The following is a 23,469-nucleotide window of genomic DNA, read 5'->3' as shown; positions in this document are numbered from 1 at the left end:
GCGAACGGCCGCCGACCGGGGCGGGTGTTGATGTTGTCAACAGTAGGCTATATTCCTCCCGTGACGACCTCGACGCTCCCCTAGGAGGCTGGACGCGCATGGCCGACCACGCGACGATCTGCGAGTGCTTCGCCCGCGACGGGCTCCAGCACGAGAGCGCCCACGTCCCGACCGACGTCAAGATCGAGCTGATCGGGGCCTTCGCCGACGCGGGCTTCACCAGGATCGAAGCGACCGGCTACGGCCATCCCGAGCGGGTGCCGGCGCTCCGCGACGCGAGCGCGGTGCTCGCCGGGCTGCCCCGCCGCGCCGGGGTCGCCTACAAGGCCACCTGCCCCAACGTCCGCGCGGTGGAACGTGCCATCGCCGATCTGGACGCCGGGCACGGCGCCCACGAGCTGAGCCTGCTCGTCTCGGCCACCGAGTCCCACACCGAGCGCAACATGCGCACCACCCGCGAAGGGCAGTGGGCGCGGGTGACCGAAATGGTGCGGCTCGCCGCCGGCCGCTTCCGGCTCGTCGGGGTGGTCTCGGTGGCGTTCGGCTGCCCGTTCGAGGGCGCCGTCGACCCCGGCGTCGTCGCCGCCGACGCGGCCCGCTTCGCCGACCTCGGCGTGGACCTCGTGACGCTCGGCGACACCACCGGCCTCGCGACGCCGACCACCGTCAAGAGCATGTTCAGGCGGATCACGGCGGCGGGCGGGCCCGCGCCGCCGATCGTCGCGCACTTCCACAACACGCGGGGCAGCGGGCTCGCCAACTGCTTCGCCGCGCTGGAGGCCGGGTGCCGCGACTTCGACAGTTCGTTCGGCGGGGTCGGCGGCCACCCCGCCAAGATCCAATATGGGCAGGGGATGACCGGGAACGTCAGCACCGAGGACCTCGTGAACCTGCTGGAGTCCGAGGGCGTGCGCACCGGGCTCGACCTCGACGCGGTCATGGCGGCGTCGGAGCGCTGCGAGCGGGCGCTCGGCCGCCCGCTGCACAGCATGGTCGCGCGGGCCGGGTTCGGACTCGTCGGAAAGAAGGCGGCGGCGCATGGCTGAGTCCGAAGTCCTCCTCGTGGACGACCGCGGCCCCGTGCGGGTGCTGCGGATGAACCGTCCGGCCAAGCTCAACGCGCTCGACACCGCGCTCACCCGCGCCCTGCACGACGCGCTGCGCGCCGCCGACGAGGACGAGGCGGTCCGCGCCGTCGTCCTCACCGGCGAGGGACGGGCCTTCTGCGCCGGAGCCGACCTCAAGGAGTTCGCCGACCTCACCCCGGCGAACCAGCGCGCCGTCGTCCGGCGGGCCGAGCTGACGACCCGCACGCAGATGATGCTGCAGCAGCTCTCCAAGCCCGTCGTGTCCGTCGTGCGCGGCGCGGCGATGGGCGGCGGGGCGGGGCTCGCCATCGGCTGCGACATGATGGTCGCCGCGTCCGACGTGAAGTTCGGCTACCCGGAGCTGCGGCACTCGATCGTCCCCGCGATCGTGATGACCGGGCTGCAGCGGCACTTCGGACGCAAGCTGGCGTTCGAGCTGGTCAGCACCGGCCGGATCCTGTCCGCCGCCGAGCTGGCCGACCTCGGCCTCGCCAACCGGGTGACCGAGCCCGCGGACGCGCTCGCCGCCGGGTTGGAGATCGCCGCGGGCTGGGCCGAGGTGAACCCGCTCGCCATGGCGGCGGCCAAGAGCCTGTTCCACCGGGTCGCCGACCTGCCGTTCGCGGAGGCCATGCGGGCCGGCGGCGACGTCAACGCGATCATGCGCGGGTTCCCCGGGGCGGGCGCATGACGGCGCCGCTGCGGGGCGTGACCGTCCTGGACTTCACCCGCGTCCTCGCCGGTCCGCTCGCCACCCAGATCCTCGCCGAGCTCGGCGCCGACGTCATCAAGATCGAGCGGCCCCGGCGCGGCGACGAGACCCGGACGTTCGAGCCGCGCCTGCCCGGCGGCGAGAGCGCCTACTTCTTCTCCGTCAACCGGGGCAAGCGGTCGGTGACGCTCGACCTGAGCTCCCCGCGCGGCCAGGACATCGCCCGCGAGCTGGCCGACCGCGCCGACGTCGTGGTGGAGAACTTCATGCCCGGCACCATGGACAAGTACGGGCTCGGCTACGCGGCGCTGGCGGAGCGCAACCCGCGCCTGGTCTACGTGTCCAGCACCGGTTTCGGGCAGTCCGGGCCGTACTCGGACCGCAAGGGCTACGACACCGTCTTCCAGGCGCTGTCCGGGATCATGTCGCTCACCGGCCACCCGGACACGCCGCCCGCGAAGGTCGGCGTCCCGATCTCCGACATGACGTCCGGGCTGTGGATCGCCATCGCCGTCCTCACCGGGCTCCTCGGCCGGGGCGCGGACGGCCGCGGCTCGCACGTCGACCTCGCGATGATGGACGTCCAGACGAGCCTGCTCGCGCTGGCCGCCGCGCGGATCTTCGCGCTGGACGAGGACCCGTCCCGCACCGGCACCGAGCACCCGGGCCGGGTCCCGTCCGCCGCGTTCCAGTGCGCCGACGGCGGCTGGCTGCACATCAGCTGCAGCGACCAGCACTGGGGCCCGCTGTGCCGGGTGCTCGACCTGCCGGAGCTGGCCGCCGACCCCGACCTCGCCGCCAACGCCGGACGGCTCAAGCAGCGCGGACGGGTGACGGCCGCGCTCGCCGCCGCCATCGCCCGCAGGACGCGGAACGACCTCGCGGCGGAACTGCGCGCGGTCGACGTCCCCGCCGGGGAGGTGAACTCGGCCCGCGAGGCGCTCGCCGACCCGCACACCGCGGCCCGCCGGATGGTGGGCAGCTTCGACCACCCCGTCGAGGGCGAGTTCGGCGCGCTGCGCACGCCGCTGCGCCTGGACGGCCGCGAGTACCCCGAGCCGGGCGTCCCGCCGCTGCTCGGCGCCGACACCGAGGACGTGCTCACCGGCCTCCTCGGCATGGACCGGGCGGACGTGGCCCGGCTGCGCGAAGAAGGGACGGTCTGACATGGGCGCCACCGACGACCCGGTGCTGGTGGAGGAGGCGGACGGCGTCGCGCACGTCGTGCTGAACCGGCCGGAGTCCCGCAACGCGCTGAACCTCGCCATGTGCCACCGGCTGAACGAGGTGTTCGCGCGGCTGGACGCCGCCGACGACATCGGGGCCGTGCTGCTGCGGGCGGCGGGGCCCGCGTTCTGCGCGGGCGCCGACCTCAAGGAGCGCAAGGGCCGCGACGAGGGCTGGGTGCGCGCCCGGCGCCTGGCCTCCTTCGCCGCCTACGAGGCGATCGAACGGTGCGCGAAGCCCGTGGTGGCCCTGGTCCACGGCCCGGTCGTCGGCTCCGGCGGCGAGATCGCCATGTCCTGCGACTTCATCGTCGCCGCCGACGACGCGACGTTCCGGTTCCCCGAGCCGCACTGGGGGACGGTCGGCGCGACGCAGCGGCTCCAGCGCGTCGTCGGCAAGCGCCGCGCGAAGGAGCTGCTGTTCACGTCCAGGACGATGCCCGCCGCCGAGGCCGTCGCCGTCGGCCTCGTCGCCCGGACGGTCCCCGCCGCCGAGCTGCTGGCGACGGGAGCGGAGCTCGCCGCGACGATCGCGGGCGCGCCGCGCCTCGCGATGGCGCTGACCAAGCAGGCCGTCGACCTCGGCGCGGAGACCGACCTCGCGAAGGGCATCCGGATCGAGATGGCGGCGATCGAGCGCTGCCTCGCGGACGGCGGCTGGCGCGGCGGCGTCGAGGACTTCGCCGCGGCCATGCGCGCGGGCAGGCGGCCGGAACCGGAGGGGAGCTGAGCGATGGAACCGCGGACCGCGAACGCCCGAGCCGACGCACCGGCCGACGCATCGGCCGACGAGCTGGCCGGGGTGTGCCCGCTGACCGTCCACGAGGCGCTGCGCCGCGCGGCGGCCGTCGCGGGCGACGTCGAGGCCGTCGTCACCCCGCGCGGCCGGATCACCTACGCCGCGCTGGCCGAGGAGGTCGCGGCCGTGCGGGCGGGGCTGGCGGCGGCGGGCGTCCGGCGCGGCGACCACGTGGCCGTCTGCCTCGGCAACGGGCCGGAATGGGTCGCGCTCTTCCTCGCCATCGGCTCGCTGGGCGCGGTGACCGTGCCGGTCAACACCCGGTGGCGGGCCCCGGAGATCGCGTACGCGCTGCGGCAGTCGCGGTCCTCGATGCTGTTCGTCGCCGACCGGTTCCTGAACATCGACTTCGTCGCGGTGCTGCGGGAGATCTGCCCCGCCGCCGACTCGGCCCTGCCCGACCCCGCGCTGCCCGACCTGCGGACGGTGGTGGTGCTCGGCTCGGACGTCCCCGCCGCCGCCCGCTCCTGGGACGACTTCCGCGCGAGCACCGCTCCGCCGGCGGAGCCGTGCGGCACACCGGACGACGTCCTGCTGATCCAGTACACGTCCGGGACGACGTCCCACCCGAAGGGCGTGCTGCTGACCCAGCGCGGCATGTGCGCCGACGCCTTCTTCTCGGGCGCGCGGCTCGGGCTGCGTCCCGGCGACCGGTTCCACAGCGCGCGCCCCTTCTTCCACGCGGCGGGCAGCACGCTGACCGTCCTCGCGTCCCTCCAGCACGCCGCGACCATCGTGACGATGGACAGGTTCGAGCCCGGCGAGGCGCTCCGCCTCATCGAGGACGAGCGCTGCACCCACTTCTCCGGCAACGACACCATCGCCCTGATGCTGCTGAACCACCCGGACCTGCCCCGGCGGCGGCTGCGGCTGCGCGGGGCGTGGGCGGCGGCGTCGCCCGCCGTCGTCCGGCGCATCGCGACCGAGCTCGGCGCGGCCGAGTGCGTCGTCGGCTACGGGCTGTCGGAGGCGTCGCCGAACGTGGCGCAGTCGGCCTGGTGGGAGCCCGCGGACGTGCGGCTCTCCGGCCGGATGCTGCCCGAGCCCGGCGTCGAGGTCCGCGTGCACGACCCGGCCACCGGACGGGACGTCCCGCCCGGCGGCGTCGGGGAGATCCTCGTCCGCGGCTGGAACGTCATGCGCGGCTACTTCGAGATGCCGGACGAGACCGCGCGGGCGCTGTCGCCGGACGGCTGGCTGCGCACCGGCGACCTCGGCCGCCTCGGCCCCGACGGGCGGCTGGAGTTCGTCGGACGGGCCAAGGAGGTCATCCGGGTCGGCGGGGAGAACGTCTCGCCGACCGAGATCGAGGACGTCCTGCACCACCATCCCGGCATCCGGCAGGCGGCGGTGGTCGGCGTGCCGGACGACCGGCTGATGGAGGTCCCGTTCGCGTTCGTCGTCCCCGCCGACGGCCACCGGGTCGAGCCGGACGAGGTCGCCGCCTGGACCCGCGAGCGCCTCGCCGGGTTCAAGGTGCCGCGCCACGTCCACGTGGTCGCGAGCTTCGAGGAGTTCGGCATGACGGCCAGCTCGAAGGTGCCGAAACGGCACCTCGCCGACCACGCCCGCCGCCTGCTGGCCGAGGGCTCGGGGGCCGCCCCCCGGAAGGGCGGAGCACGATGAGCGTGATCGAGACCGCCGTCACCCGGCTGCTCGGCTGCGACCTGCCGATCGTCCAGGCGGGCATGTCGTGGGCGTCGTCGGACTCGCGGCTGCCGCTCGCGGTGTCGAACGCCGGGGGCCTCGGCGTGGTCGCCGCCGGGCCGATGCGGCTGCCCGACCTCGACCGGGCGATCGGCGAGGTCGCGGCGGGCACCGACCGCCCCTACGCGGTGAACCTGCCGCTGTACCGGACGGGCGCCGACGAGGTCATCGACCTGCTCGCGGCCCGGCGCATCCCGGTGCTGATCGCGTCGCAGGGCGGCCCGCGCCGCTACCTGAGCCGCTTCAAGGACATCGGGACGATCTGCCTGCACGTCGTGGCGTCCGAGGAGCACGCGGCCAAGGCCGTGGACGCCGGGGTCGACGGCCTCGTCGTCGTCGGCGCGGAGGCGGGCGGCCACCCGCCCGCCGGGCTCGTCTCCACGCTGGTCACGGCGCGCGCGGTGACGCGGCGGTTCCCCGGCGTCCCGGTGGTCGCCTCGGGCGGGTTCGCGGACGGCGCGGGCCTCGCCGCCGCGCTGGCCCTCGGCTGCGGCGCCGCGCAGTTCGGCACGCGCTTCCTCGCCAGCGTCGAGGCCAACGTGCACCCCGCCTACAAGGAGGCGGTGCTCGCGGCCGGGATCGGCGACACCCGGACGGTGGGCCGCGGCCTCGGGCTGATCCGGGTGCGGGCCAACGGCTTCGCCGAGCGGATGCTGGAGCTGGAGAGCGCAGGCGCCGACCTGGAGCGGCGCCGCGCCGCGTTCACCGCCGCCAGCCTGCGCACGGCCGCCGTCGACGGCGACGTCGAGGGCGGCAAGGTCGAGATGGGGCAGTCGGCGGGCCTCATCGACGCGGTCCTGCCCGCGGCGCGGATCGTCGAGCGGCTGGTGGAGGAGTACGCCGCCGCGATCGGACGGCTGCCGGCGGTGCGGCCGGCGGCGGCGCCGATCCCGTCCAGGTAGGACGCGCACGGAGCTTCGGGGGAGAGCGGCCGGGTGCCGCGCGCTGAGGCGCGGACACCCGAGGTCGAGACTGAGGAGGTCAGGAATGACGACCAGCGAAAGAGCCCTGCGAAAATGGGCGGAGCCGGGACTCGGCCGCCGCGGCCTGCTCGGCGGGGCGGCGGCGCTCGCGGCGGGCGGCGCCGCGTTCGCCGCGACCGGGGGGAGCGCGTTCGCCGCGGGCGGCGGCGCGCCCCGGCCGGACTCGCCGCTGCCGATCATCCCGATCCCGCCGCAGGCCCCGGCCACCGAGGGCTACGCCCCGGTGCCCGGCGGACGCGTCTGGTACTGGGACACCGGGGGCCGCGGCACGCCGATCGTCCTGCTGCACCCCTACAGCGGCAGCGCGGAGAGCTGGCCGTACCAGCAGCCGTACCTCGCGAAGGCCGGGTTTCGCGTCATCGGCTACTCGCGGCGCGGGCACTTCAAGTCGGACGCGCCGCCCGCCGACGACCCGGGCACCGGCACCGGCGACCTGCACGCGCTCGTCGAGCACCTCGGCATCCGCAAGTTCCACGCCGTGGGCGTGGCGGCGGGCGGGGGAGTGGCCCTCGACTACGCGCTGTCCCACCCGGAGCGGCTGCTCGGCCTCGTCATCAGCGGCAGCCTCACCGGGGCGCAGGACCAGGACTACAAGGACATGCTGAAGCGGCTCCGGCCGCCCGGCTTCTCCGACATGCCCGCCGACTTCATCGAGCTCGGGCCGTCCTACCGCGCGATCAACGTGGCCGGGACGGCGGCATGGGTCGAGATCCACCACCGCGCCCGCAACAGCGACGTCGACCAGGGCAACGAGAACACGTTCACCTGGGCGGACGTGAAGCGGCGGGTGCGGGTGCCGACCCTGCTGATCTGGGGGGACGCCGACCTCTACAGCCCGCCGAGCGTCCAGCGGATCATGGCGGGCCATTTCCGCGACGTGGAGACGGTGGTGGCGAACGAATGCGGTCACGCGCCGCAATGGGAGCGGTCGGACGTTTACAACCCCGTCCTCCGCGCGTTCGTGCGCAAGCATTCACGGTAGGAGCTGACGACGCCGGAGAGCCCGTGCCCCGCCACGGACTCTCCGGCGCTTTTCCTTGCTAACCCGCTTTCCGCTTCAGGAAATCGAGGATCTGCGGGAACACCTCGGTGTCGGCGCGGGCGCCCATGAACGGGTCCTGGTGCCCGTATCCGGGCAGGACCGCCAGTTCGTGGAGGCCGGGCGCGACCGCTTCGAGCCGCCGGTGGCAGACGACGTTCGAGTCGGTGAACACGTGGTTCCGGTCCCCGGTGAGGAACAGGATCGGCGTCGTGGCGCGGGCGGCGGCCGCGAGGTAGTCGTCCGGTAGATCCCTGTGCCGCGAGTCGCGGCGGTCGTATTTCACCGCGCGTCCCGCCTCGACCATTCTGTGGACCTGGCGGAAGTAATTGAGGTTGCACACGCCGAACAGGTCGGTCAGCCGGGCATGGGTGACGGGCGACATCTTCTCGTGCGTGAAAATGGGTTTTCCGCCGCCCCACATGAAGCCGAGCATGTGGCAGGCGGGCTCGTCGCACGAGCGGTGGAACGGCCTGATCGCCTTGGCGAGCATCCAGCCGCGGGTCAGGACGGGCGCGGTCGAATAGCGCGGGTCGAGCTGGTACGGCCCGAGGAGGTACTCCACGATCGGCGGCGCGTAGCCGAGCTTCAGCTTCGACCAGCGCGGCGTCCGCACGACGAGTGAGGCGCTGTTGCAGGTCAGGCTGGTGACATCGGAGACCGTCCCGGCGGCCAGGGCCATGGAGAACGACACCGCGCCCAGGCAGTGCGCGATGACGTGGACGCGCCTGCCGCCCACATGGCGGCGCAGTTCGGCGAGCGCCGCAGGGTGGTCGTAGTGGGCGATGTCGTCGAGGTTGTAGCGGTGGGTCTCGGAGTTGTACGGGAAACGCGCGCTCATCCGGAAGTCGAGCGTCCACACGTCGCCGAACCCGGCGTCGTGCAGGAAATTCACCAGGTTGGTGTGCTCCGGCATGATGAACATGTCCGACGAGCACGAGATCCCGTGGATCAGCAGGACCACGTCGTCGCATTCGCGGCGGCGGAACCGGGTGAGGTTCAGGCCCAGGCCGTCGCCGGTCGAGAAGGGATGCGCGCTGATTTCGGCGTCGGCGACCCCCGACAGCGTGAACCGGGGAATCCGCCGACGATCCCTGCGGTCAGAACTCATCGGCCCTCCGCGTCCTCTTCGAGCGGAACGATCATATTCGCGCCCGTCAGGTCACCGAGTCCAGATGGGACGCCGTTCCGATGAAGGCGATGCCGTCCATCGTGCCGAGTTGGGCCGGGTCCAAGGGGAAGTAGGCGAAGTCGCGGGAGACGCGCGGGACGGCTCCGCCGATCGCCCCGGACAGGCGGCGGGCGTCGACGAGGGCGCGGTCCCAGGGGAGCGCGGACAGGATTCCCTCGACGGTGTCCGGGGGCGGGACGTCGCCGCCCGCCGTGCCGAGGGCCGTGGCGAGGAAGGCGTACCGGTCGCCGAGGCGCGTCGCGGCGATCGCCCCGGCGCTCCACCATTCCAGCTCCCGGTCGCCGAACCGCATGGCGCTCTTGTTCCGCTGCAGGTGGAGGTTGTGGCCGAAGGCCAGGGCCGGGCCGCCGCGGGAGGCGATGGCCCGCAGGTTGGCGGCCATCATCGAGTCCCGCAGGGCCGACAGCCGGGTCCACCGCTCCGGGGACGTGTCGGCCATCCAGTGGTGGTAGCGGAGCAGGCCGACGGCGGTGCGCGCGTAGAGCGCGGCCCGTTCCGCGTCCCGCTCGCCGAGCCGCGGTGCCTGGGTGCCGAGCAGCCCCACCAGGTCGTCGGTGATCAGCCGCAGCCTCCGGGCGTCGGCGGACCGCCCGATCGACCGGGCCGGGTCGGTGGCCGTGGCCTCGTCCGACCACCGCTCGTCCGGGCCCAGCAGCGCGTCGATGGCCTCCAGGGTGTGGGGGAGCGGGCCGTCGAGGAGGGCGTGCAGCGCGGTGAGCGCCTGGCGCGGGCTCTCCGCCCAGTACTCCAGCGGGCCGTCGAACCCGAAGAACCGGAGCTTGTCGTCGTGGTCCCGGTTGTAGGCGCGCATCCAGCGCACGAGTTCGCGGTTGGCCGGCGGCGTGCCGAAACGGTGGCTGAAGCCGCGCTCCATGACGTCGTCGAGCGTGCCCGCGCCCGTCGTGAGGTAGTCGTCGACCACCAGGGCCCTGAGGCAGTCGCTCTCGATGGCGAACGACCGGTAGCCCTCGTGCTCGACCAGATGCCGGAAGACCTCGTTGCGCAGCTCGCCCAGCTCTCCGACGAAATGCCTCGCCTCGCCCAGGCCGAGCAGCGCGGGCCGGGCGGGCAGCGACCGCAGGAACGCCGAGATGCCCGGGCCGTCGACCGGCCAGGCCATGTCCTTGATGTCCATGCCTTCGACGGTATCGTTGAACTTTCGGTGTAAACTTTTCCGCGAAATTGCTGGGCCTTCGGCGATGAACCTTCAAACGGACGTGTACCCATGAGGCCGGTGGACCTGGCGCGCGAGCACGGCCTGTCCACCCAGGCGGTCCGGAACTACGAGGACGCCGGGGTGCTGCCCGCCGCCGACCGCACCGCCCACGGCTACCGCGCCTACACGGCGCTGCACGCGGAGGCCCTGCGCGCCTTCCTCGCCCTCGTCCCCGGACACGGCCACCGGACGGCCACGGCGATCATGCGGGCGGTCAACCGGGGCGACGTCGAGGACGCGCTGCTGCTCATCGACGAGAGCCACGACCGGCTCCTGGACGACCGCCGTACCCTCCAGGCGGTCGAGGCCGCGCTCCGCGACCTCGCGCCCGTGCCGGCGGAACGCGGTGACGTCCTCATCGGGCCCCTGGCCAGGCGGCTCGGCCTCCGCCCCGCCACCCTGCGCAAGTGGGAGGACGCCGGGCTGGTCCGGCCGCGCCGCGATCCCCGGACGGGCTACCGCGTCTACGGCGCCGCCGACGTGCGGGACGCGCGGCTCGTCCACCAGCTCCGGCGGGGCGGCTACCTGCTGGAGCAGATCGCCCCGCTGATCGACCAGGTCCGCTCGGCCGGCGGCGTCGCCCCGCTGGAGTCGGCCCTGTGTGAGTGGCGGGCCCGCCTCTCCGCCCGTGCCCGCGCCATGCTCAAGGGCGCCGCCGGCCTGGACGCCTACCTGGACGCCTACTCGGACGCCCGCGGCGAGCGTCACCCGCTGTAGTTCGTCCCGGTGAGGCGGGCGACGAGGCGGTTCATCGAGGTCGTCCAGTTGTCGGCCAGCTCGGCGCAGGCCGTCTCCAGGTCTTCGTCGCGCAGGGCGGCGGCTATGCGCTTGTGCTGGTCGACCGACTCCTGGACGCTGTCCGCGTCGCCGAGGTAGGCGTGCTCGTAGCGGTGGACGACGCGCTTGGTGTCGCCGATCATGTCGAGCAGCCGCCGGTTGGGGCAGGACTCCAGCAGGGCCGCGTGCCACTCGTCGTCGGCCCGCTGGACGTCCCGCGCGTCCGCGCCCGCCGCCATGCCGTCCGCCAGGTCGACGAGGCCCGGCGCGCGCCGGGCCAGTTCCGCCGGATCGGACAGCCTGATCGCGAGCACCTCCAGCTGGGCGATGATCGGATACGTCTCGCGGATCTCGCGCTCGCTCAGCGCCGACACCCAGTAGCCCCGGTTCGGACGGGCGTCGAGCACGCCCTCCCGGGCCAGGCTGGCCAGGGCCTCGCGCAGCGGCGTCCGGCTGACGCCGATCTCCGCCGCGAGCCGCACCTCGTTGATCCGGCCGCCGACCGGGAACCCGCCGGTGAGGAGGCGGTCGAGGATCTCGTCCCGCACCTGTTCGCGCAGAAGCCTGCGATCGACCGCCATGGACGCCACCCTCTCACGCTCCCGACGCTCCAATGCTACATACTGAATTCAGAATGCAGTTCGCCCGCTGAGCTTGGAGGCGGCTCGATGCCCGACTTCGCCATGACCCCATCACCGAGGGGCGGTTCGCTGCCCGCCCCCGGCCATGACCCGCGCGGCAATCCCCGCCGCTTCCACCGGACGATGCCGGGCTACGACCGCACGCCCCTGGTCGAGTCGCCCGACCTGGCGCGGACGCTGGAGGTGGGGCGCGTGTTCGTCAAGAACGAGCAGTCCCGGCTCGGGCTGCCGTCGTTCAAGATCCTCGGCTCGTCCTGGGGGGTCCACCGGACGCTGTGCGACCTGCTCGGCCTCGACCCGGCGATCTCCTTCGACGACCTGCGCCGGGCGGCCGGACCGCTGCGCGACCACGTGCTGACCTGCGCCACCGACGGCAACCACGGCCGGGCCGTGGCGCACATGGCCGGGCTGCTCGGCATGCGGGCCCGCATCTACGTGCCGCTCGACGTCTCGGCCTCGCGGGCGGCCGCGATCGAGGGCGAGGGGGCGCAGGTCGTCCGGGTGTTCGCCGGCTACGACGACACCGTGCGGTACGCGGCGGAGCAGGCCGCCCGCGACGACCGCGACATCCTGGTCTCCGACACCTCCTGGCCCGGCTACGAGACGGTCCCGAGGCACGTCATCGACGGCTACGCCACCATCTTCGACGAGGTCGACGAGCAGCTCGCCGAAGCGGGCCTGGACCCCGCCGAGGCCGTGGACCTCGTCGTCGTCCCCACCGGGGTGGGCGCGTTCGCCGCCGCGGTCGGGCTGCGGTTCGGCCCCCGCGCCGCCACCCGCGTCGCGACGGTCGAGCCCGACGCGGCCGACTGCGCGCACCGCTCCCTCGCGGCCGGGGCCCCGACCGCCGTCCAGGGCCCGCACCACTCCATCATGGCCGGGCTGAACTGCGGCGAGCTCAGCGTCATCGCCTGGCCGATCCTGCAGGCCGCGGTCGACGCGACCATCACCGTGGACGACGACGCGGCCCGCGAAGCGATGCGGCTCTTCGCCCGGGCCGGGATCGAGGCGGGCGAGAGCGGAGCGGCGTCCCTCGCCGGGGCCCGGCTCGCCTGCGCCGACCAGGCGTCTCGCACGGCCCTCGGGCTGACGAGGCACAGCACGGTCCTCCTCCTCAACACCGAAGGGGCCAGCGACCCCGCGAGCTATCTCGACGCCATGGGACGGCAGGACGCGGGCGCCCTCCCGGCCTGAGCGCGCGCCGCGCGACGTTCGTCGTCGGCGCGGCCTCCCGGACGCGACCGATGTCACTGGCGACGGCGCGCCCGGCCGGGGAGCCTGGCCCGAGGACTTCGACACTCGTTCGACACTTGGGGAAAGGCGGCCGATGACGACCACGCTCGCGCTGACCGGGGCCGCGCTCATCGACGGGACGGGGGCGGACCCCGTCTCCGGCCGGGTCGTCGTCGTGGCCGGCGGCCGGATCCGGGAGATCGCGCGCACGCCCCCGCCGGGCGCGGAGGTCGTCGACCTCACCGGGTGCACGCTCGTCCCGGGGCTGATCGACGCGCACGCGCACCTGGGGCTGTCGAGCGACCTGCAGGCGCTGGTGACCGGGCAGGTCTCGGCCGCCGAGATCGCGGCGGCGATCTTCGGGGCGGCCGGGCGCGCTCTCCGCGAGGGGTTCACCACGGTCCGCGACTGCGGCGGGATCGACGCCGGGGTCGTCCGGGCGATCGCGTCGGGCGCGGTGCCCGGGCCCCGGGTGCTGACGAGCGGCCCGATCCTCTCCCAGACGGGCGGCGGCGGCCATTACGCGCCGCCGTGGGAGCCGTCCTGCCGGTGGGAGACCCGCGACATGCCCGGCCTGCTCGGCATGAGCCTGCTCGCCGACGGGCCGGACGAGATGCGCCGCGCGGCGCGGGAGGCGTTCCGCCGGGGCGCGGGCTTCCTGAAGCTGATGGTCACCGGGGCGGTGCTGGCGAACGGCGACGAGCTCGACCACACCCAGCTCTGCGTCGAGGAGATCGCCGCCGCCGTCCGGGAGGCGCGGGCCCGGAACACCTACGTCACGGCCCACGCGCACAACAACGCGGGCATCCGCAACGCGCTGGAGGCGGGGGTGACCTGCGTGGAGCACGGCAGCCGCCTCGACGAGCGGACGGCGGCGGAGATGAAGCGGCACGGCGCGAGCCTCGTCCCCACCCTGTCGGTCGCGCGGCAGCTGATCGACTCGACGGAGGCGGTGGGCCTGCCCCCCGAGATGGCCGGACGGGCCGAACTGGTGATGGACGGCATGCGGCAGGCGGTGCTCGTCGCCCGCGAGGCCGGGGTCCCGGTCGGCTCGGGCTCGGACCTGATCGGCCCCGACCAGTCCGGCCGCGCCCGCGAGCTCGTCCTCAAGGCCGAGTTGCTCGGCCCGATGGGGGCGCTCGTCTCGGCGACCCGGACCAACGCGGAGATCCTCGGCCTGGCCGACGAGATCGGCACGGTCGCGCCCGGCAGGTGCGCCGACCTGGTCGCGCTCGACGGCTCCCCGCTGGACGACCCGACTGTCTTCCTGGACCCGGAGCGGATCCGCCTGGTCGTCCATCGCGGACGGGTGATTTCAGCCGTCCGCAATGGGTGAAAAGGCCCACTTAAACTATGGATGTGGTCTGGGAGCTTCAACGTCTCGTCGACGGGCTGGCGGAGCGCTCGCGGCGCTCGGTGGCCGTCGACGACCCGCGGCTGCGGCTGCTCGCCTACAGCGCCCATCACACGGGGGTCGACAGCGCGCGCAAGCAGTCGATCCTCCAGCGGCGGGTGCCCGACGAGCTGGCGAACTACGTGCACCGGCACGTCCCGAAGGGCTCGGACGAGCCGTTCCTGCTCCCGCTGTGCCCCGAGTTCGGCCTCACCATCGAGCGGCTGTGCGCGCCGATCCGGCACCGGAGCACGCTGCTCGGGTTCCTGTGGGTGCTGCTCACCGAGCCGCCCGACGACCGGCTGCTGGAATGGGTCAGGGACGCCGCGCTGGAGGCCGGGGACGTCCTGTTCCGCGAGAGCTTCATCGAGCAGATCGCGCGCAGCCGGGAGCGCGAGCTGGTCCGGGACCTGTTCAGCCACGACCGCCCGGTCCGCGAGTTCGCCGCCTCCGAGCTGATCGACAACGACCTGTTCACCGGCGGCGAGGCGACGGTGCTGGTCGCGGCGGGCCCGACCAGCGACGTGCTGCAGGACGACCGGCGGGTCGCGATGGAGCTCGCCCTGCAGCGCACCCGCCGCGAGTTCCCGGCGCGGCACTGCCTGCATCTCGTGCGTCCGGACCACGGGGTCCTGATCGTCGCGCCGGGCGGGACGTCCTGGCCGAGCCGCAGGTTGCCGGAGATCGGCGCGATCCTCCGCCGCCACTACCTCGCGGAGCTCGGCAAGCACGAGCGGGTCTGGGTGGGCATCGGCGCGCTGCACGACTCGCTGGCGAGCCTGGACAACTCCTACGACCAGGCGCTGCGCGCCGTGGACGTGGCCCGCTTCGTCCGGACGCTCGGCGTCGTCGTCCGCACCGAGGACTGCGGCGTGTACGGGCTGCTGGCGGAGATCCCCCGCGACCGGCTCCGCAAGGTGGGCCTGCATCCGGGGCTCCAGGCGCTGCTGGCGCAGGACGACCCGCAAATTCGCACGATCATCGCGACGGTGGAGAGCTACCTCGACAACGCCGGGGAGGTCAAGGCGACGGCGGAGCTGCTGAGCATCCACCGCGCCTCGCTCTACCACCGCCTCCGCCGGTTCGAGGAGCTGGCCGGGATCGACCTGCGCAACGGCGACGACCGGCTGGTGGTCCACCTCGGCCTGCGGCTGGCCCGCCTGACCGGCCGCCGCTGACCCGCCTAACCGGCCTGACCCGGCCTAACCCGCCTGACCGGCGCCGAGCCAGTCGGGGTCGCCGGTCGGCACGGCCTCGACGAGCCGCCGCGTGTACGGGTGGCCGGGCCGGTCGAGCACCGGGCCGCAGTCGCCGGACTCGACGGCCTCGCCCCGGTAGAGCACGAGGACCCGGTCGGCCACCTGCCGCACCACCGCCAGGTCGTGGGTGATGAAGAGCATGCTCTGGCCGCCGGCCTGCAGCTCGCGGAACACCTCCAGGATCTGCGCCTGCACCGAGACGTCCAGGGCGGCGACCGGCTCGTCGCAGACCAGCAGGCGCGGCCGGACGGCGATGGCCCGCGCGATCGCGACCCGCTGCCGCTCGCCGCCCGACAGGTCGGCGGGCCGCTTGCCCGCGTACCCCGAGGGCAGCCCGACCCGGACCAGCAGGTCCGCCACGCTCTCGCCGGACTCGCCCTGGCGCAGCGCCTCGGTGAGCGAGTACCCGACGGTGTGCCGCGGGTTGAGCGAGGCGTACGGGTCCTGGAACACGCACTGGACGAGCCGGTGCGCGGGGCCGCCGCCCGGACGGGGCGGGAACAGCGCCGTCCCGGCGACCTCGATCCGCCCCGCGTCCGGCCGCACGAGACCCAGCACGCACCGGGCGAGCGTCGTCTTCCCCGACCCGGACTCTCCGACCACCGCCACGGTCTCCCCGGCCCCGATCCGCAGGTCCACGCCCCGCAGGGCGGCGACCTTCGTCCGCTCGGGCCCACGGAACGACTTGTCCAGGCCGGAGACGCGCAGCACGTCCTCCGCCGTCCCGACCGGCGCCGCGTCGAGGCGCGGGACGCTCTCCGGCCGCGCGGGGACGAGTTCCTCCCTGATCTCCAGCGTGCGATGGCAGGCGGCGCCGTGTCCCTCCGCGAGCTCGACGAGTTTCGGACGGCTCGCCGCGCACTCGTCGCGCCGCCAGGCGCAGCGGTCGGCGAACGCGCACCGCTCCGCGACGGCGCCGGCCTGCGGGACCCGCCCGGGGATCGTGCTGAGCACGTCGCGCCGCTGGTCGAGCGGCGGCTCGGCGGCCAGCAGCGCGGCCGAGTAGGGGTGGGCCGCGGCCGCGCGGACCGCCCCGGGCGGGCCCGACTCCACGATCGAGCCCGCGTACATGACGAGGACGCGGTCGCAGAGCGAGAAGGCGACCCGCAGGTCGTGGGTGATGAGCAGGAGGCCCATGCCCCGCGTCCGCTGGGTGCGCCGGATCAGGGCCAGCACGTCGTGCTGGGTGGTCGCGTCCAGGGCGGTGGTCGGCTCGTCGGCCACGAGCAGGCGCGGGTCCGCGGCGAGGCTCGCGGCCAGCGCGACCCGCTGCCGGAGCCCGCCGGACAGCTCGAACGGGTACCGGTCGGCGACGTGCGGGTCGGTGATCCCGACCTCGCGGAGCCGCTCGGCGATCTCCGTCCGGGTGAGCCTGCCGTGGCCGTGCGCGCGGCGGGTCTCGTCCAGGTGCGTCCGGACCCTGGACACCGGGTTGAGCATGGTGAAGGGGTCCTGGAGCAGCAGCCCGATGCCCGACCCGCGCAGCGCCCGGGACCTGCGGTCGGGCTTCGCCGGGAGGGCCGCGCCGTCGAAGCGGACCTCGCCGGACGCGGTGAGCCCCGGCGGCAGCAGCCCCACCAGGGCCTTCGCGGTCAGCGACTTGCCGCTGCCGGACTCGCCGACGAGCGCGACGCTCTCGCCCGGCCCGACGGCGAGGTCGACGCCGTCCACGAGCAGCCGGTCCGGGCGCGCCGTGACCCGCAGCCCGGCGACCTCAAGGAGCGGGGTCATGCGGTGGCCCGGTCGAGCAGCCGGTCGCCGAGGACGGTGACGCTCACCGCGACGAGGACGATGAGCAGCGCGGGCGTGACGCTCGCCCAGGGGTTGACGTCCAAGAGGGTCCTGTTCTCTGAGAGCATGCGGCCCCAGTCCGGGGAGCCCGCGGGCGACCCCAGTCCGAGGAAGGACAGCCCCGACAGCGACACCAGGGCGTACACGAACGTCAGCAGGCAGTTCGCGACGACCGTGGGCAGCACGTTGGGCAGCAGGTGCAGCACGGCGATCCGGCTCTTGCGCAGGCCGAGCACCTGCGCCGCCTCCAGGTAGGGGAGGCCGCGCTGGGTCAGCACCACGCCCCGCACGACGCGGGTGTCGACGGGGATCGCCAGCGCCGTCAGCGTCGCGACCGCCACCGGGTAGCCGCCGCCGAGCACGCCGACGACGACGATGGCGATCAGCCCGACCGGCAGCGAGTAGGCGAAGTCGGCGCAGCGCATGACGACCGCGTCGATCCAGCCGCCGCGGAAGCCCGCGAGCAGCCCGAGCGCGGTCCCGACGAGGGTCGCGGCGACCGCGACGGCGACCGGACCGGCGATCGCGTCGCGGGTGCCGACGAGCACCCGCGACAGGATGTCGCGGCCCAGTTCGTCGGTGCCGAGCAGGTGGCCGCCGCCGGGCGGCCGGGCGCTGTCCGCCAGCTCACCGTGCCCCGGGTCCATGGGGGCCAGCAGGTCGCCCGCCGCCATGACGACGGCGAACACCGCGACCAGCAGCGAGGCGGCGACCACGGAGGGGCTCCACCGGCGCGCGTTCATGCGGCCGCCCGGCGCAGGCGCGGGTCGAGGGCGAGGTAGGCGAGGTCCACCAGCAGGTTGATCCCGATGGTGGCGGCCCCGGCGACGAGCGCGACCCCCTGGACGACGGGGACGTCCTTGGCCGCGACCGACTCCATGATGAGCGCGCCGAGGCCGGGCAGCGAGAACGTCACCTCGACGAGGACCGCGCCGCTCATCGAGTATGCGAGCACCAGCCCGACGGACGTCGCCACGGGCACGGCCGTGTTCCGGAGCGCGTAGCGTCCCCAGACGTGCCGGGCGGGCAGCCCGCGGGCCCGCGCGAACGTCAGGTAGTCGCGGGCGACGACGTCCAGCCCGGCCGCCCGCGTCTGCCGGGTCACGAGCGCGATCTGCGACAGGGCGAGCGCGATCGCGGGCAGGGTGAGGTGCCGGACCCGTCCGGCGAACCCGGTGCCCGCGCCGAACACGGGGAACCAGCCGAGCTTGACGCCGAACACGTACAGCAGCAGGGTGCCGAGCGCGAAGCTCGGCGCGCTGACGGCGACCACGGCCCCGGCGGTGACCGCCCGGTCCGCGGCCCGCTCGCGGCGCGCGGCGGCCAGCAGCCCGAGCGGCACGCCGAGCAGCACGATCAGCAGGGTGGCGTAGAGGGCCAGCTCCAGGGTGACCGGCAGCCGCTCCCCGATCCGGGCGGTGACCGGCTCGCCGGTCTGGACCGAGTCGCCGAGGTCGCCGCGCAGCAGGCCGCCGAGCCAGTGCGCGTACCGCAGCGGGAACGGCTGGTCCAGGTGGTGGCGCTCGCGGATCGCGGCGAGCAGTTCGGGGGACGCGGGCCGGGTGCCGAGCAGCGCCCGCTCCGTGGACCCCGGGGCCAGCGCCAGCAGTCCGTAGACGGCGAGCGAGATCCCGAGGAGCAGGCACGCCGCGATCGGCAGCCGCCGGGCGATCAGCCGGGTGACGGGGCCCATCAGGCGGCCGGCTTGAGTCGGGTGGCCCACTGCTGGGAGAAGTTGAGCCAGACGCTGTAGTCCCCGTCGAAGACCAGCTCGCGGTTGAGGGCCAGGCCGCTGTCGGTGTAGAAGAGCGGCGCGTACGGCTGCTGGTCGGCGATGACCGCGTCGATCCGGCCGAGCCCGGCGACCGGGTCGGGACGCTTGGCGGCGCGCTGCTGCGAGAGGAACTTCTCGATCTCGGGCGTGCTGAACCCGGACGTGTTGAACCCGCCCTTGATCTGCTCAGTGCCGAGGACGAGCGACGGGATCCCGGCCGGGTCGGGGTACTCGGGCGTGTAGGGGATGAGCTGGAGCCCCAGCTTCTCGTGGCTGTAGAGGTTGCCGACGTACTCCTGGAACGGCACCTGCTTGGCGGTCAACGTGATGTTCAGCGGCTTGAGGTTCTGCTGAAGGCTCTGCAGGACGTCCCCGAGCCACTTCATGGACGCCGGGTACGGCACGGTCACCTGGAAGCCCTGCGGATGACGGGACTGGGCCAGTTCGGCCTTCGCCTTCGCCGTGTCGAAGGACGGCTCGGGGAGCCCGGCGTAGATGGAGCGCACCTTGTCCGGGGACGCCAGGTCGCCCCAGCTCTCCGGCGGGGTGAGGCTCCTCGCCACCCGCGCGTGCCCGCCGAACAGCGCGGTCGACAGGCCGCGGCGGTCCACCGAGAGGGACACCGCCCGGCGGACGTGGACGTCGTCGAACGGCACCGTCGCCACGTCGAAGGACAGGTAGACCGTCTGCGGCGACGGCACCCACTTGACGGTCATCCCCCGCCCGTCGCGCCAGCGCCGCGACAGCGACGGGTCGGACAGGAAGGTGCCGTCCACCGCCCCCGACTGGGCCGCGAGCCGGAGCGTCTCCGGATCGCCGACCACCTTGAACTCCAGCCGCTTGACCGCCGCCTTCGGGCCCCACCAGGACGGGTTCCTGACCAGCGTCGCGCCGGTCGCCGCCGAGAACGACTCGACCTTGTACGGCCCGCTGGCCATCGTGCCGACCTGCGGGGTGCCGAGGTCCTTGGCGTGCGCGGTCGCGAACGCCCGCTGGACGACCTGGCCCGCCAGCGCCGGGATGTACCGGAAGAACGGGTCCGGCCTGCTGAGCTTCACCGTCACGGTGCCGGGGCCGGTCGCCGCGACGCTCTTGACCGCGCCGAAGTAGGTGGCGAACTCGCTGGCGACCTTCTTGTCGGCGTGCCGCCCGAGGGAGAACGCGGCGTCCTCGGCGGTGACCGGCTTGCCGTCCCAGAACTTCGCGTCGGTGCGGATCCGGTACACATAGGTCAGCGGGTCGGGCTGGCTCCAGGACGTGGCCAGGCCCGGCACGATCCGTCCCGCCGCGTCCAGGTAGAGCAGCGAGTCGTAGACCTGCTGGTACACGAGGGCGGACTTGCCGTCGTAGGCGTGCGCCGGGTCGAGGCTGCGGGGCGCGCTGTCGATGCCCCACGTCACCTTGGCGACCTCTCCGGTGCCCGCCTTGGCGGGCCCGGTGGATCGGGCGCTGCCGCCGCCGCCGCAACCGGCGGCCGGCAGCAGCGCCGACGCTGCGATGACGGCGGTGAGGCGGCGCCAGCCGCCGATGGGACGGTTCATGGATCCTTCTCCCTGCCTGTGGCGCTTGGGGAGAACCTAGAAGCCGTCCGGCCCGGGAGACGACCGACGATCGTCAGGTCGTTCCGGCGGCCCGCGCGACATGTGTCGCGCCTCATCCCATGATCTTGGCGTCCCCGTATCCGCCGGTCAGCAGCGCGCCCTCGCCGAACCGGCCGGGACGGAACTGCGCCAGCCCCGGGTCGGCGGGCCCGCCGGTCAGCAGGTCGGCGATCCGCGCGCCGAGCGCGGGCGCCCACTTGAAGCCGTGCCCGGCCGTCCCGGCGACCATCGTGACGCGGTCCGCGACCGCGCCGATGACCGGCTGCCAGTCGGGCGCCACGTCGTACAGTGCCGCGTAGCCGGAGAACGCGGCGGCCCCGGCGAGGCCCGGCATCCGCTGGACGAGGGCGTCGGCGATGCGCAGGTGCTCGTCCGGCCACAGCTCGCCGGAGTAGTCGTCCGGGTCGGCCTCCGGCTCCTCCCACAGCGTGCCGACGAGGAACTGGCCGCTGAGCTCGGGCTTGACGTACACGCCGTCCGGCATCGAGGCCCAGACGTAGGGCACGGGCTCGGCCTCGCCCCACCCGTAGGTCGCGATGATGTGCCGTTCGGCGCGCAGGGGGAGGGTCACGCCGAGCATCCGCAGCAGGACGGGCGTCCACGGCCCGGCCGCCAGGTGCACCCGCCCGGCCGTGACCTCCTCGCCGGACGCGGTCCGGAGCCGGACGGAGCCGGCGAGCGGTTCGATGCCGGTCACGCGGGTGTCCTGGAGGAGCCGCGCGCCGAGCGCCTGCGCGCGGGCGAGCATGCCGACCGTGGTGCCCACCGGGTCGGCGTAGCCCGCGCCCGGCTCCCACGCCGCCCAGCCGACGCCGGTGAGGTCGAACGCCGGGAAGTCGGCGGCGATCTGGTCGGCGGCGAGCAGCTCGGTCCGGGTGCCGAGCGCGTTGAGCCGCTTGACGGTGGCCCGCATCCGCTCGCCGTCGCCGGGAGCGTGCAGGAAGAGCGCGCCCGTGGTGACGAATCCCGCGTCGCCGCCGTGCGTCCAGTCGGCGAAGCCGCGGAAGAGGCCGGCGGACTCGCGGGTCAGCCCGGCCAGGAACTCGTTGACGTAGTAGCCGCGGACGACCGCGCTCGACTGTCCGGTGGGCCCGGACGCCGGGCCGCCGCGCTCCAGGACCGCGACCTCCGCCCCGCGCTCGGCCAGGTGCAGGGCGGCGCTCGCCCCGTGGACCCCGGCACCGATGATCGCAACGTCGTAGGCCGCCATCTCACTCCTCCAACTCGGTGTCTTCGCCTCGACGCTAGGTTCCGGCCGTCCGGCTGTCGCGCGACCCATGTCTAAGCGGGCGGCCCGATTCGGCGTCAGATGACGGGCGAGCGCGGGGCCCGTCCGGGCCTACCGTGCTCGGCATGCACCTGACGATCCTCGTTCCCGTCAAGGACGTACCGGCCCGGTTGCGGCTGAGCGGCGGCGCGCTCACCGGTCACGGGGTGCCGCATCGGCTCGACCCGGTCCACGAGGTGCCGCTGGAGTGGGCCCGCCTGCTGCGGGACGGCGGCGCGGCCGTGCGGGTCGTCGCGATGACGCTCGGACCGCCGGGGGCGACCGGCGCGCTCCAGCGGGCGCTCGCCCTCGGCGCCGACTCGATCGTCCGGGTCGGCGACGACGCCCCGGCGGGCGCCGACGTCCGCGCCACGGCCCGCGCGATCGCGGCCGTGGCGACCCGGGTCGGCGCGGACCTCGTCGCCTGCGGGTACGAGAGCGCCGACGGGTCCTCGGGGACGGTCCCGGCCGCGGTCGCGGCATGCCTCGGCGTGCCGCTGCTGAGCCGCGCCGGGCAGGCGGCCCTGGACGGCGGGACGCTGACGGTCGTGCGGGACCTCGGCGGCGGGCCCGAGCGGGTCACCGCGCCGCTGCCCGCCGTGGTGTCGTTCGTCGAGGGCGTGATCGAACCCCGCCGTCCCGCGTTGCGCGAGTTGCTGAGAACCAAGTCGGCCGCGCCCACCGCGCTGTCGGCGGACGATCTCGGCCTGCGGCTCCCGGAGGAGGCCGTCCGCGACGTCCGGGTGGTGAAGGCGGAGGTCCCGGAGCGGGCCGCGTCCGTCATGGGGTTCGACGAGGGCGTGGACGCGCTGCTCGCCCTGCTGGCCGGGGAGGCGTCCGGTGCGTGAGCTGACGGTCGTCGCCCGGGACCTCGGCACCGCGCGGTCCCTGCTGGGAGTCGCCCCGACCGGCATGGCGACGCGGGTCGTCCTGCTCGGCGCGGCGGCCGCCGACGACGGCGCCCGCGGGCTCCCGGCCGACCGGGTGGTGGCGGCGCCAGGGCTGACCGGGCACGACCCGGCGGCTCTCGGCCCCTCCCTGGCCCCCCTCCTGGCCCCCTTCCTGTCCACGGCCGGGCTCGTCGTCCTGGACTCGGGGCAGCCCGCCCGCGACCTGGCCGGGTGGCTGTGCGCGTCCCTCGACCTGCCGGTGGCCTGGGCGGTGGAGCGGCTCGGCCGCGCGCCGGACGGCGCGATCGAGGCCGAGCGGCCGGTGCTCGACGGCGGGCACCGGCTCGTCCAGCGGCTGCCCGCCGGGCCGGTGATCGTCCTGGCCAGGCCGGGGCCGGGCCCGGAGACGGTCGGCACCCCCGTGCTGGAGCACTCCGACGCGGCCTCGGGGCCGAGCGCGCTGACGGTCCGCCCCCTGGACGGAGGCCCGGCCGAGCCCGCGCGGGGGCTGGCCGGGGCGCGCGTGGTCGTGAGCGTCGGGCGCGGCGTCGGCGGCCCGGACGCGGTCGCCCGCTACCGGCGGCTCGCCGAGCTGACCGGGGCCGCGCTCGGCGCGTCCCGCGCGGCGGTGGACGGCGGCTGGCTGCCCTTCGCCCACCAGGTGGGCCAGACCGGGGCCACGGTCGCCCCGGACCTGTACGTCGCGTTCGGGATCTCCGGCGCGGTGCAGCACACGGCGGGCATGCGGTCCAGCGGCCGGGTGGTCGCGGTCAACACCGACCCGGACGCGCCGATCGTCCGGCTGGCCGACCTCGTGATCACGGCCGACGCGAACGAGGTCGCCGACGCGCTGCTGCGGCGGCTGGAACGAGAGGGCTAGC

21 protein-coding genes are annotated in these 23,469 nt (G+C 74.5%); 13 read left to right on the top strand and 8 right to left on the bottom strand.

Features of this window, described 5'->3' with window-relative positions:
- The first annotated feature begins 98 nt into the window (after positions 1 to 98).
- The 7 genes from ACH01S_RS10175 to ACH01S_RS10145 all read left to right on the top strand — a co-directional run bounded on the left by ACH01S_RS10175 (position 99) and on the right by ACH01S_RS10145 (position 7,497).
- Positions 99 to 1,046, top strand: coding sequence for a hydroxymethylglutaryl-CoA lyase (locus ACH01S_RS10175; RefSeq protein ID WP_067888367.1), 948 nt, complete (start codon positions 99 to 101; stop codon positions 1,044 to 1,046).
- Positions 1,039 to 1,779 carry an enoyl-CoA hydratase/isomerase family protein gene (locus ACH01S_RS10170; protein WP_067888364.1) on the top strand — a complete coding sequence of 247 codons (741 nt, stop codon included), beginning with the start codon at positions 1,039 to 1,041 and terminating at the stop codon, positions 1,777 to 1,779. The genes ACH01S_RS10175 and ACH01S_RS10170 overlap by 8 nt, the downstream gene beginning before the upstream one ends.
- Positions 1,776 to 2,966 (top strand): CaiB/BaiF CoA transferase family protein, encoded by a 1,191-nt coding sequence (locus ACH01S_RS10165; RefSeq protein WP_067888360.1) that lies wholly within the window; start codon positions 1,776 to 1,778, stop codon positions 2,964 to 2,966. Before ACH01S_RS10170 ends, ACH01S_RS10165 begins: the two co-directional genes overlap by 4 nt.
- Position 2,967: 1 nt before the next feature.
- Positions 2,968 to 3,756 (top strand): enoyl-CoA hydratase/isomerase family protein, encoded by a 789-nt coding sequence (locus ACH01S_RS10160; protein WP_067888357.1) that lies wholly within the window; start codon positions 2,968 to 2,970, stop codon positions 3,754 to 3,756.
- A 3-nt stretch (positions 3,757 to 3,759) separates the two neighbouring features.
- Complete coding sequence (locus ACH01S_RS10155) at positions 3,760 to 5,451, top strand: AMP-binding protein (protein ID WP_067888355.1); 1,692 nt, start codon at positions 3,760 to 3,762, stop codon at positions 5,449 to 5,451.
- On the top strand, positions 5,448 to 6,434 hold the full coding sequence (locus ACH01S_RS10150; protein ID WP_067888352.1) for an NAD(P)H-dependent flavin oxidoreductase: 987 nt from the start codon (positions 5,448 to 5,450) through the stop codon (positions 6,432 to 6,434). Before ACH01S_RS10155 ends, ACH01S_RS10150 begins: the two co-directional genes overlap by 4 nt.
- Before the next feature lie 85 nt (positions 6,435 to 6,519).
- Positions 6,520 to 7,497, top strand: a complete 978-nt coding sequence (locus ACH01S_RS10145) for an alpha/beta fold hydrolase (protein ID WP_067888349.1) — start codon at positions 6,520 to 6,522, stop codon at positions 7,495 to 7,497.
- Between the two features lie 58 nt (positions 7,498 to 7,555).
- Here ACH01S_RS10145 and ACH01S_RS10140 read toward each other — a convergent pair whose 3' ends face one another.
- Together ACH01S_RS10140 and ACH01S_RS10135 are read right to left on the bottom strand one after the other, a co-directional pair.
- A complete protein-coding gene (locus ACH01S_RS10140) occupies positions 7,556 to 8,665 on the bottom strand; it encodes an alpha/beta hydrolase (protein WP_067888346.1) in 1,110 nt (369 codons plus the stop codon).
- 46 nt (positions 8,666 to 8,711) lie between these two features.
- The gene (locus ACH01S_RS10135; protein WP_067888343.1) at positions 8,712 to 9,881 is read right to left on the bottom strand and encodes an erythromycin esterase family protein; all 1,170 of its coding nucleotides are present in this window, start codon (positions 9,879 to 9,881) and stop codon (positions 8,712 to 8,714) included.
- 90 nt (positions 9,882 to 9,971) lie between these two features.
- Here ACH01S_RS10135 and ACH01S_RS10130 point away from each other — a divergent pair, with 90 nt between their 5' ends.
- Positions 9,972 to 10,679 (top strand): MerR family transcriptional regulator, encoded by a 708-nt coding sequence (locus ACH01S_RS10130; protein WP_067888340.1) that lies wholly within the window; start codon positions 9,972 to 9,974, stop codon positions 10,677 to 10,679.
- On the opposite strand, the gene ACH01S_RS10125 is transcribed toward ACH01S_RS10130, so the two are convergent.
- The gene (locus ACH01S_RS10125; protein WP_067888337.1) at positions 10,667 to 11,320 is read right to left on the bottom strand and encodes a GntR family transcriptional regulator; all 654 of its coding nucleotides are present in this window, start codon (positions 11,318 to 11,320) and stop codon (positions 10,667 to 10,669) included. The genes ACH01S_RS10130 and ACH01S_RS10125 overlap by 13 nt on opposite strands.
- Before the next feature lie 87 nt (positions 11,321 to 11,407).
- Here ACH01S_RS10125 and ACH01S_RS10120 point away from each other — a divergent pair, with 87 nt between their 5' ends.
- The 3 genes from ACH01S_RS10120 (at position 11,408) to ACH01S_RS10110 (ending at position 15,184) form a co-directional block, all read left to right on the top strand.
- Positions 11,408 to 12,574 (top strand): diaminopropionate ammonia-lyase, encoded by a 1,167-nt coding sequence (locus ACH01S_RS10120; protein ID WP_067888334.1) that lies wholly within the window; start codon positions 11,408 to 11,410, stop codon positions 12,572 to 12,574.
- 133 nt (positions 12,575 to 12,707) lie between these two features.
- Entirely contained in the window at positions 12,708 to 13,949 is a 1,242-nt protein-coding gene (locus ACH01S_RS10115) for a metal-dependent hydrolase family protein (RefSeq protein WP_067888331.1), read from the top strand.
- A 23-nt stretch (positions 13,950 to 13,972) separates the two neighbouring features.
- Positions 13,973 to 15,184, top strand: coding sequence for a PucR family transcriptional regulator (locus tag ACH01S_RS10110; RefSeq protein ID WP_067888329.1), 1,212 nt, complete (start codon positions 13,973 to 13,975; stop codon positions 15,182 to 15,184).
- Between the two features lie 24 nt (positions 15,185 to 15,208).
- Here the strand turns inward: ACH01S_RS10110 and ACH01S_RS10105 are convergent, their stop codons facing one another.
- From ACH01S_RS10105 to ACH01S_RS10085, 5 genes are all read right to left on the bottom strand, one after another.
- The gene (locus tag ACH01S_RS10105; protein WP_067888326.1) at positions 15,209 to 16,996 is read right to left on the bottom strand and encodes an ABC transporter ATP-binding protein; all 1,788 of its coding nucleotides are present in this window, start codon (positions 16,994 to 16,996) and stop codon (positions 15,209 to 15,211) included.
- The gene (locus ACH01S_RS10100; protein ID WP_067888323.1) at positions 16,993 to 17,799 is read right to left on the bottom strand and encodes an ABC transporter permease; all 807 of its coding nucleotides are present in this window, start codon (positions 17,797 to 17,799) and stop codon (positions 16,993 to 16,995) included. The genes ACH01S_RS10105 and ACH01S_RS10100 overlap by 4 nt, the downstream gene beginning before the upstream one ends.
- Positions 17,796 to 18,749, bottom strand: a complete 954-nt coding sequence (locus ACH01S_RS10095) for an ABC transporter permease (RefSeq protein ID WP_067888320.1) — start codon at positions 18,747 to 18,749, stop codon at positions 17,796 to 17,798. Before ACH01S_RS10095 ends, ACH01S_RS10100 begins: the two co-directional genes overlap by 4 nt.
- The gene (locus ACH01S_RS10090) at positions 18,749 to 20,371 is read right to left on the bottom strand and encodes an ABC transporter substrate-binding protein (RefSeq protein ID WP_067888317.1); all 1,623 of its coding nucleotides are present in this window, start codon (positions 20,369 to 20,371) and stop codon (positions 18,749 to 18,751) included. Before ACH01S_RS10090 ends, ACH01S_RS10095 begins: the two co-directional genes overlap by 1 nt.
- A gap of 112 nt (positions 20,372 to 20,483) precedes the next feature.
- Positions 20,484 to 21,641 carry an NAD(P)/FAD-dependent oxidoreductase gene (locus ACH01S_RS10085; protein ID WP_067888314.1) on the bottom strand — a complete coding sequence of 386 codons (1,158 nt, stop codon included), beginning with the start codon at positions 21,639 to 21,641 and terminating at the stop codon, positions 20,484 to 20,486.
- A gap of 143 nt (positions 21,642 to 21,784) precedes the next feature.
- Between ACH01S_RS10085 and ACH01S_RS10080 the strand changes: the two genes are divergently transcribed.
- Positions 21,785 to 22,546, top strand: coding sequence for an electron transfer flavoprotein subunit beta/FixA family protein (locus tag ACH01S_RS10080; protein WP_148344644.1), 762 nt, complete (start codon positions 21,785 to 21,787; stop codon positions 22,544 to 22,546).
- Positions 22,539 to 23,468: an electron transfer flavoprotein subunit alpha/FixB family protein gene (locus tag ACH01S_RS10075; protein ID WP_067888308.1), complete on the top strand. Its 930-nt coding sequence runs from the start codon at positions 22,539 to 22,541 to the stop codon at positions 23,466 to 23,468. The genes ACH01S_RS10080 and ACH01S_RS10075 overlap by 8 nt, the downstream gene beginning before the upstream one ends.
- Position 23,469: the final 1 nt, after the last annotated feature.

Origin of the sequence: Actinomadura chibensis NBRC 106107 (assembly GCF_001552135.1) — a bacterium.
In the GTDB taxonomy this organism is placed as follows: domain Bacteria; phylum Actinomycetota; class Actinomycetes; order Streptosporangiales; family Streptosporangiaceae; genus Spirillospora; species Spirillospora chibensis.
The sequence above is the reverse complement of the archived record's forward strand: the minus strand, read 5'-3'. Positions and strand labels throughout refer to the sequence as shown.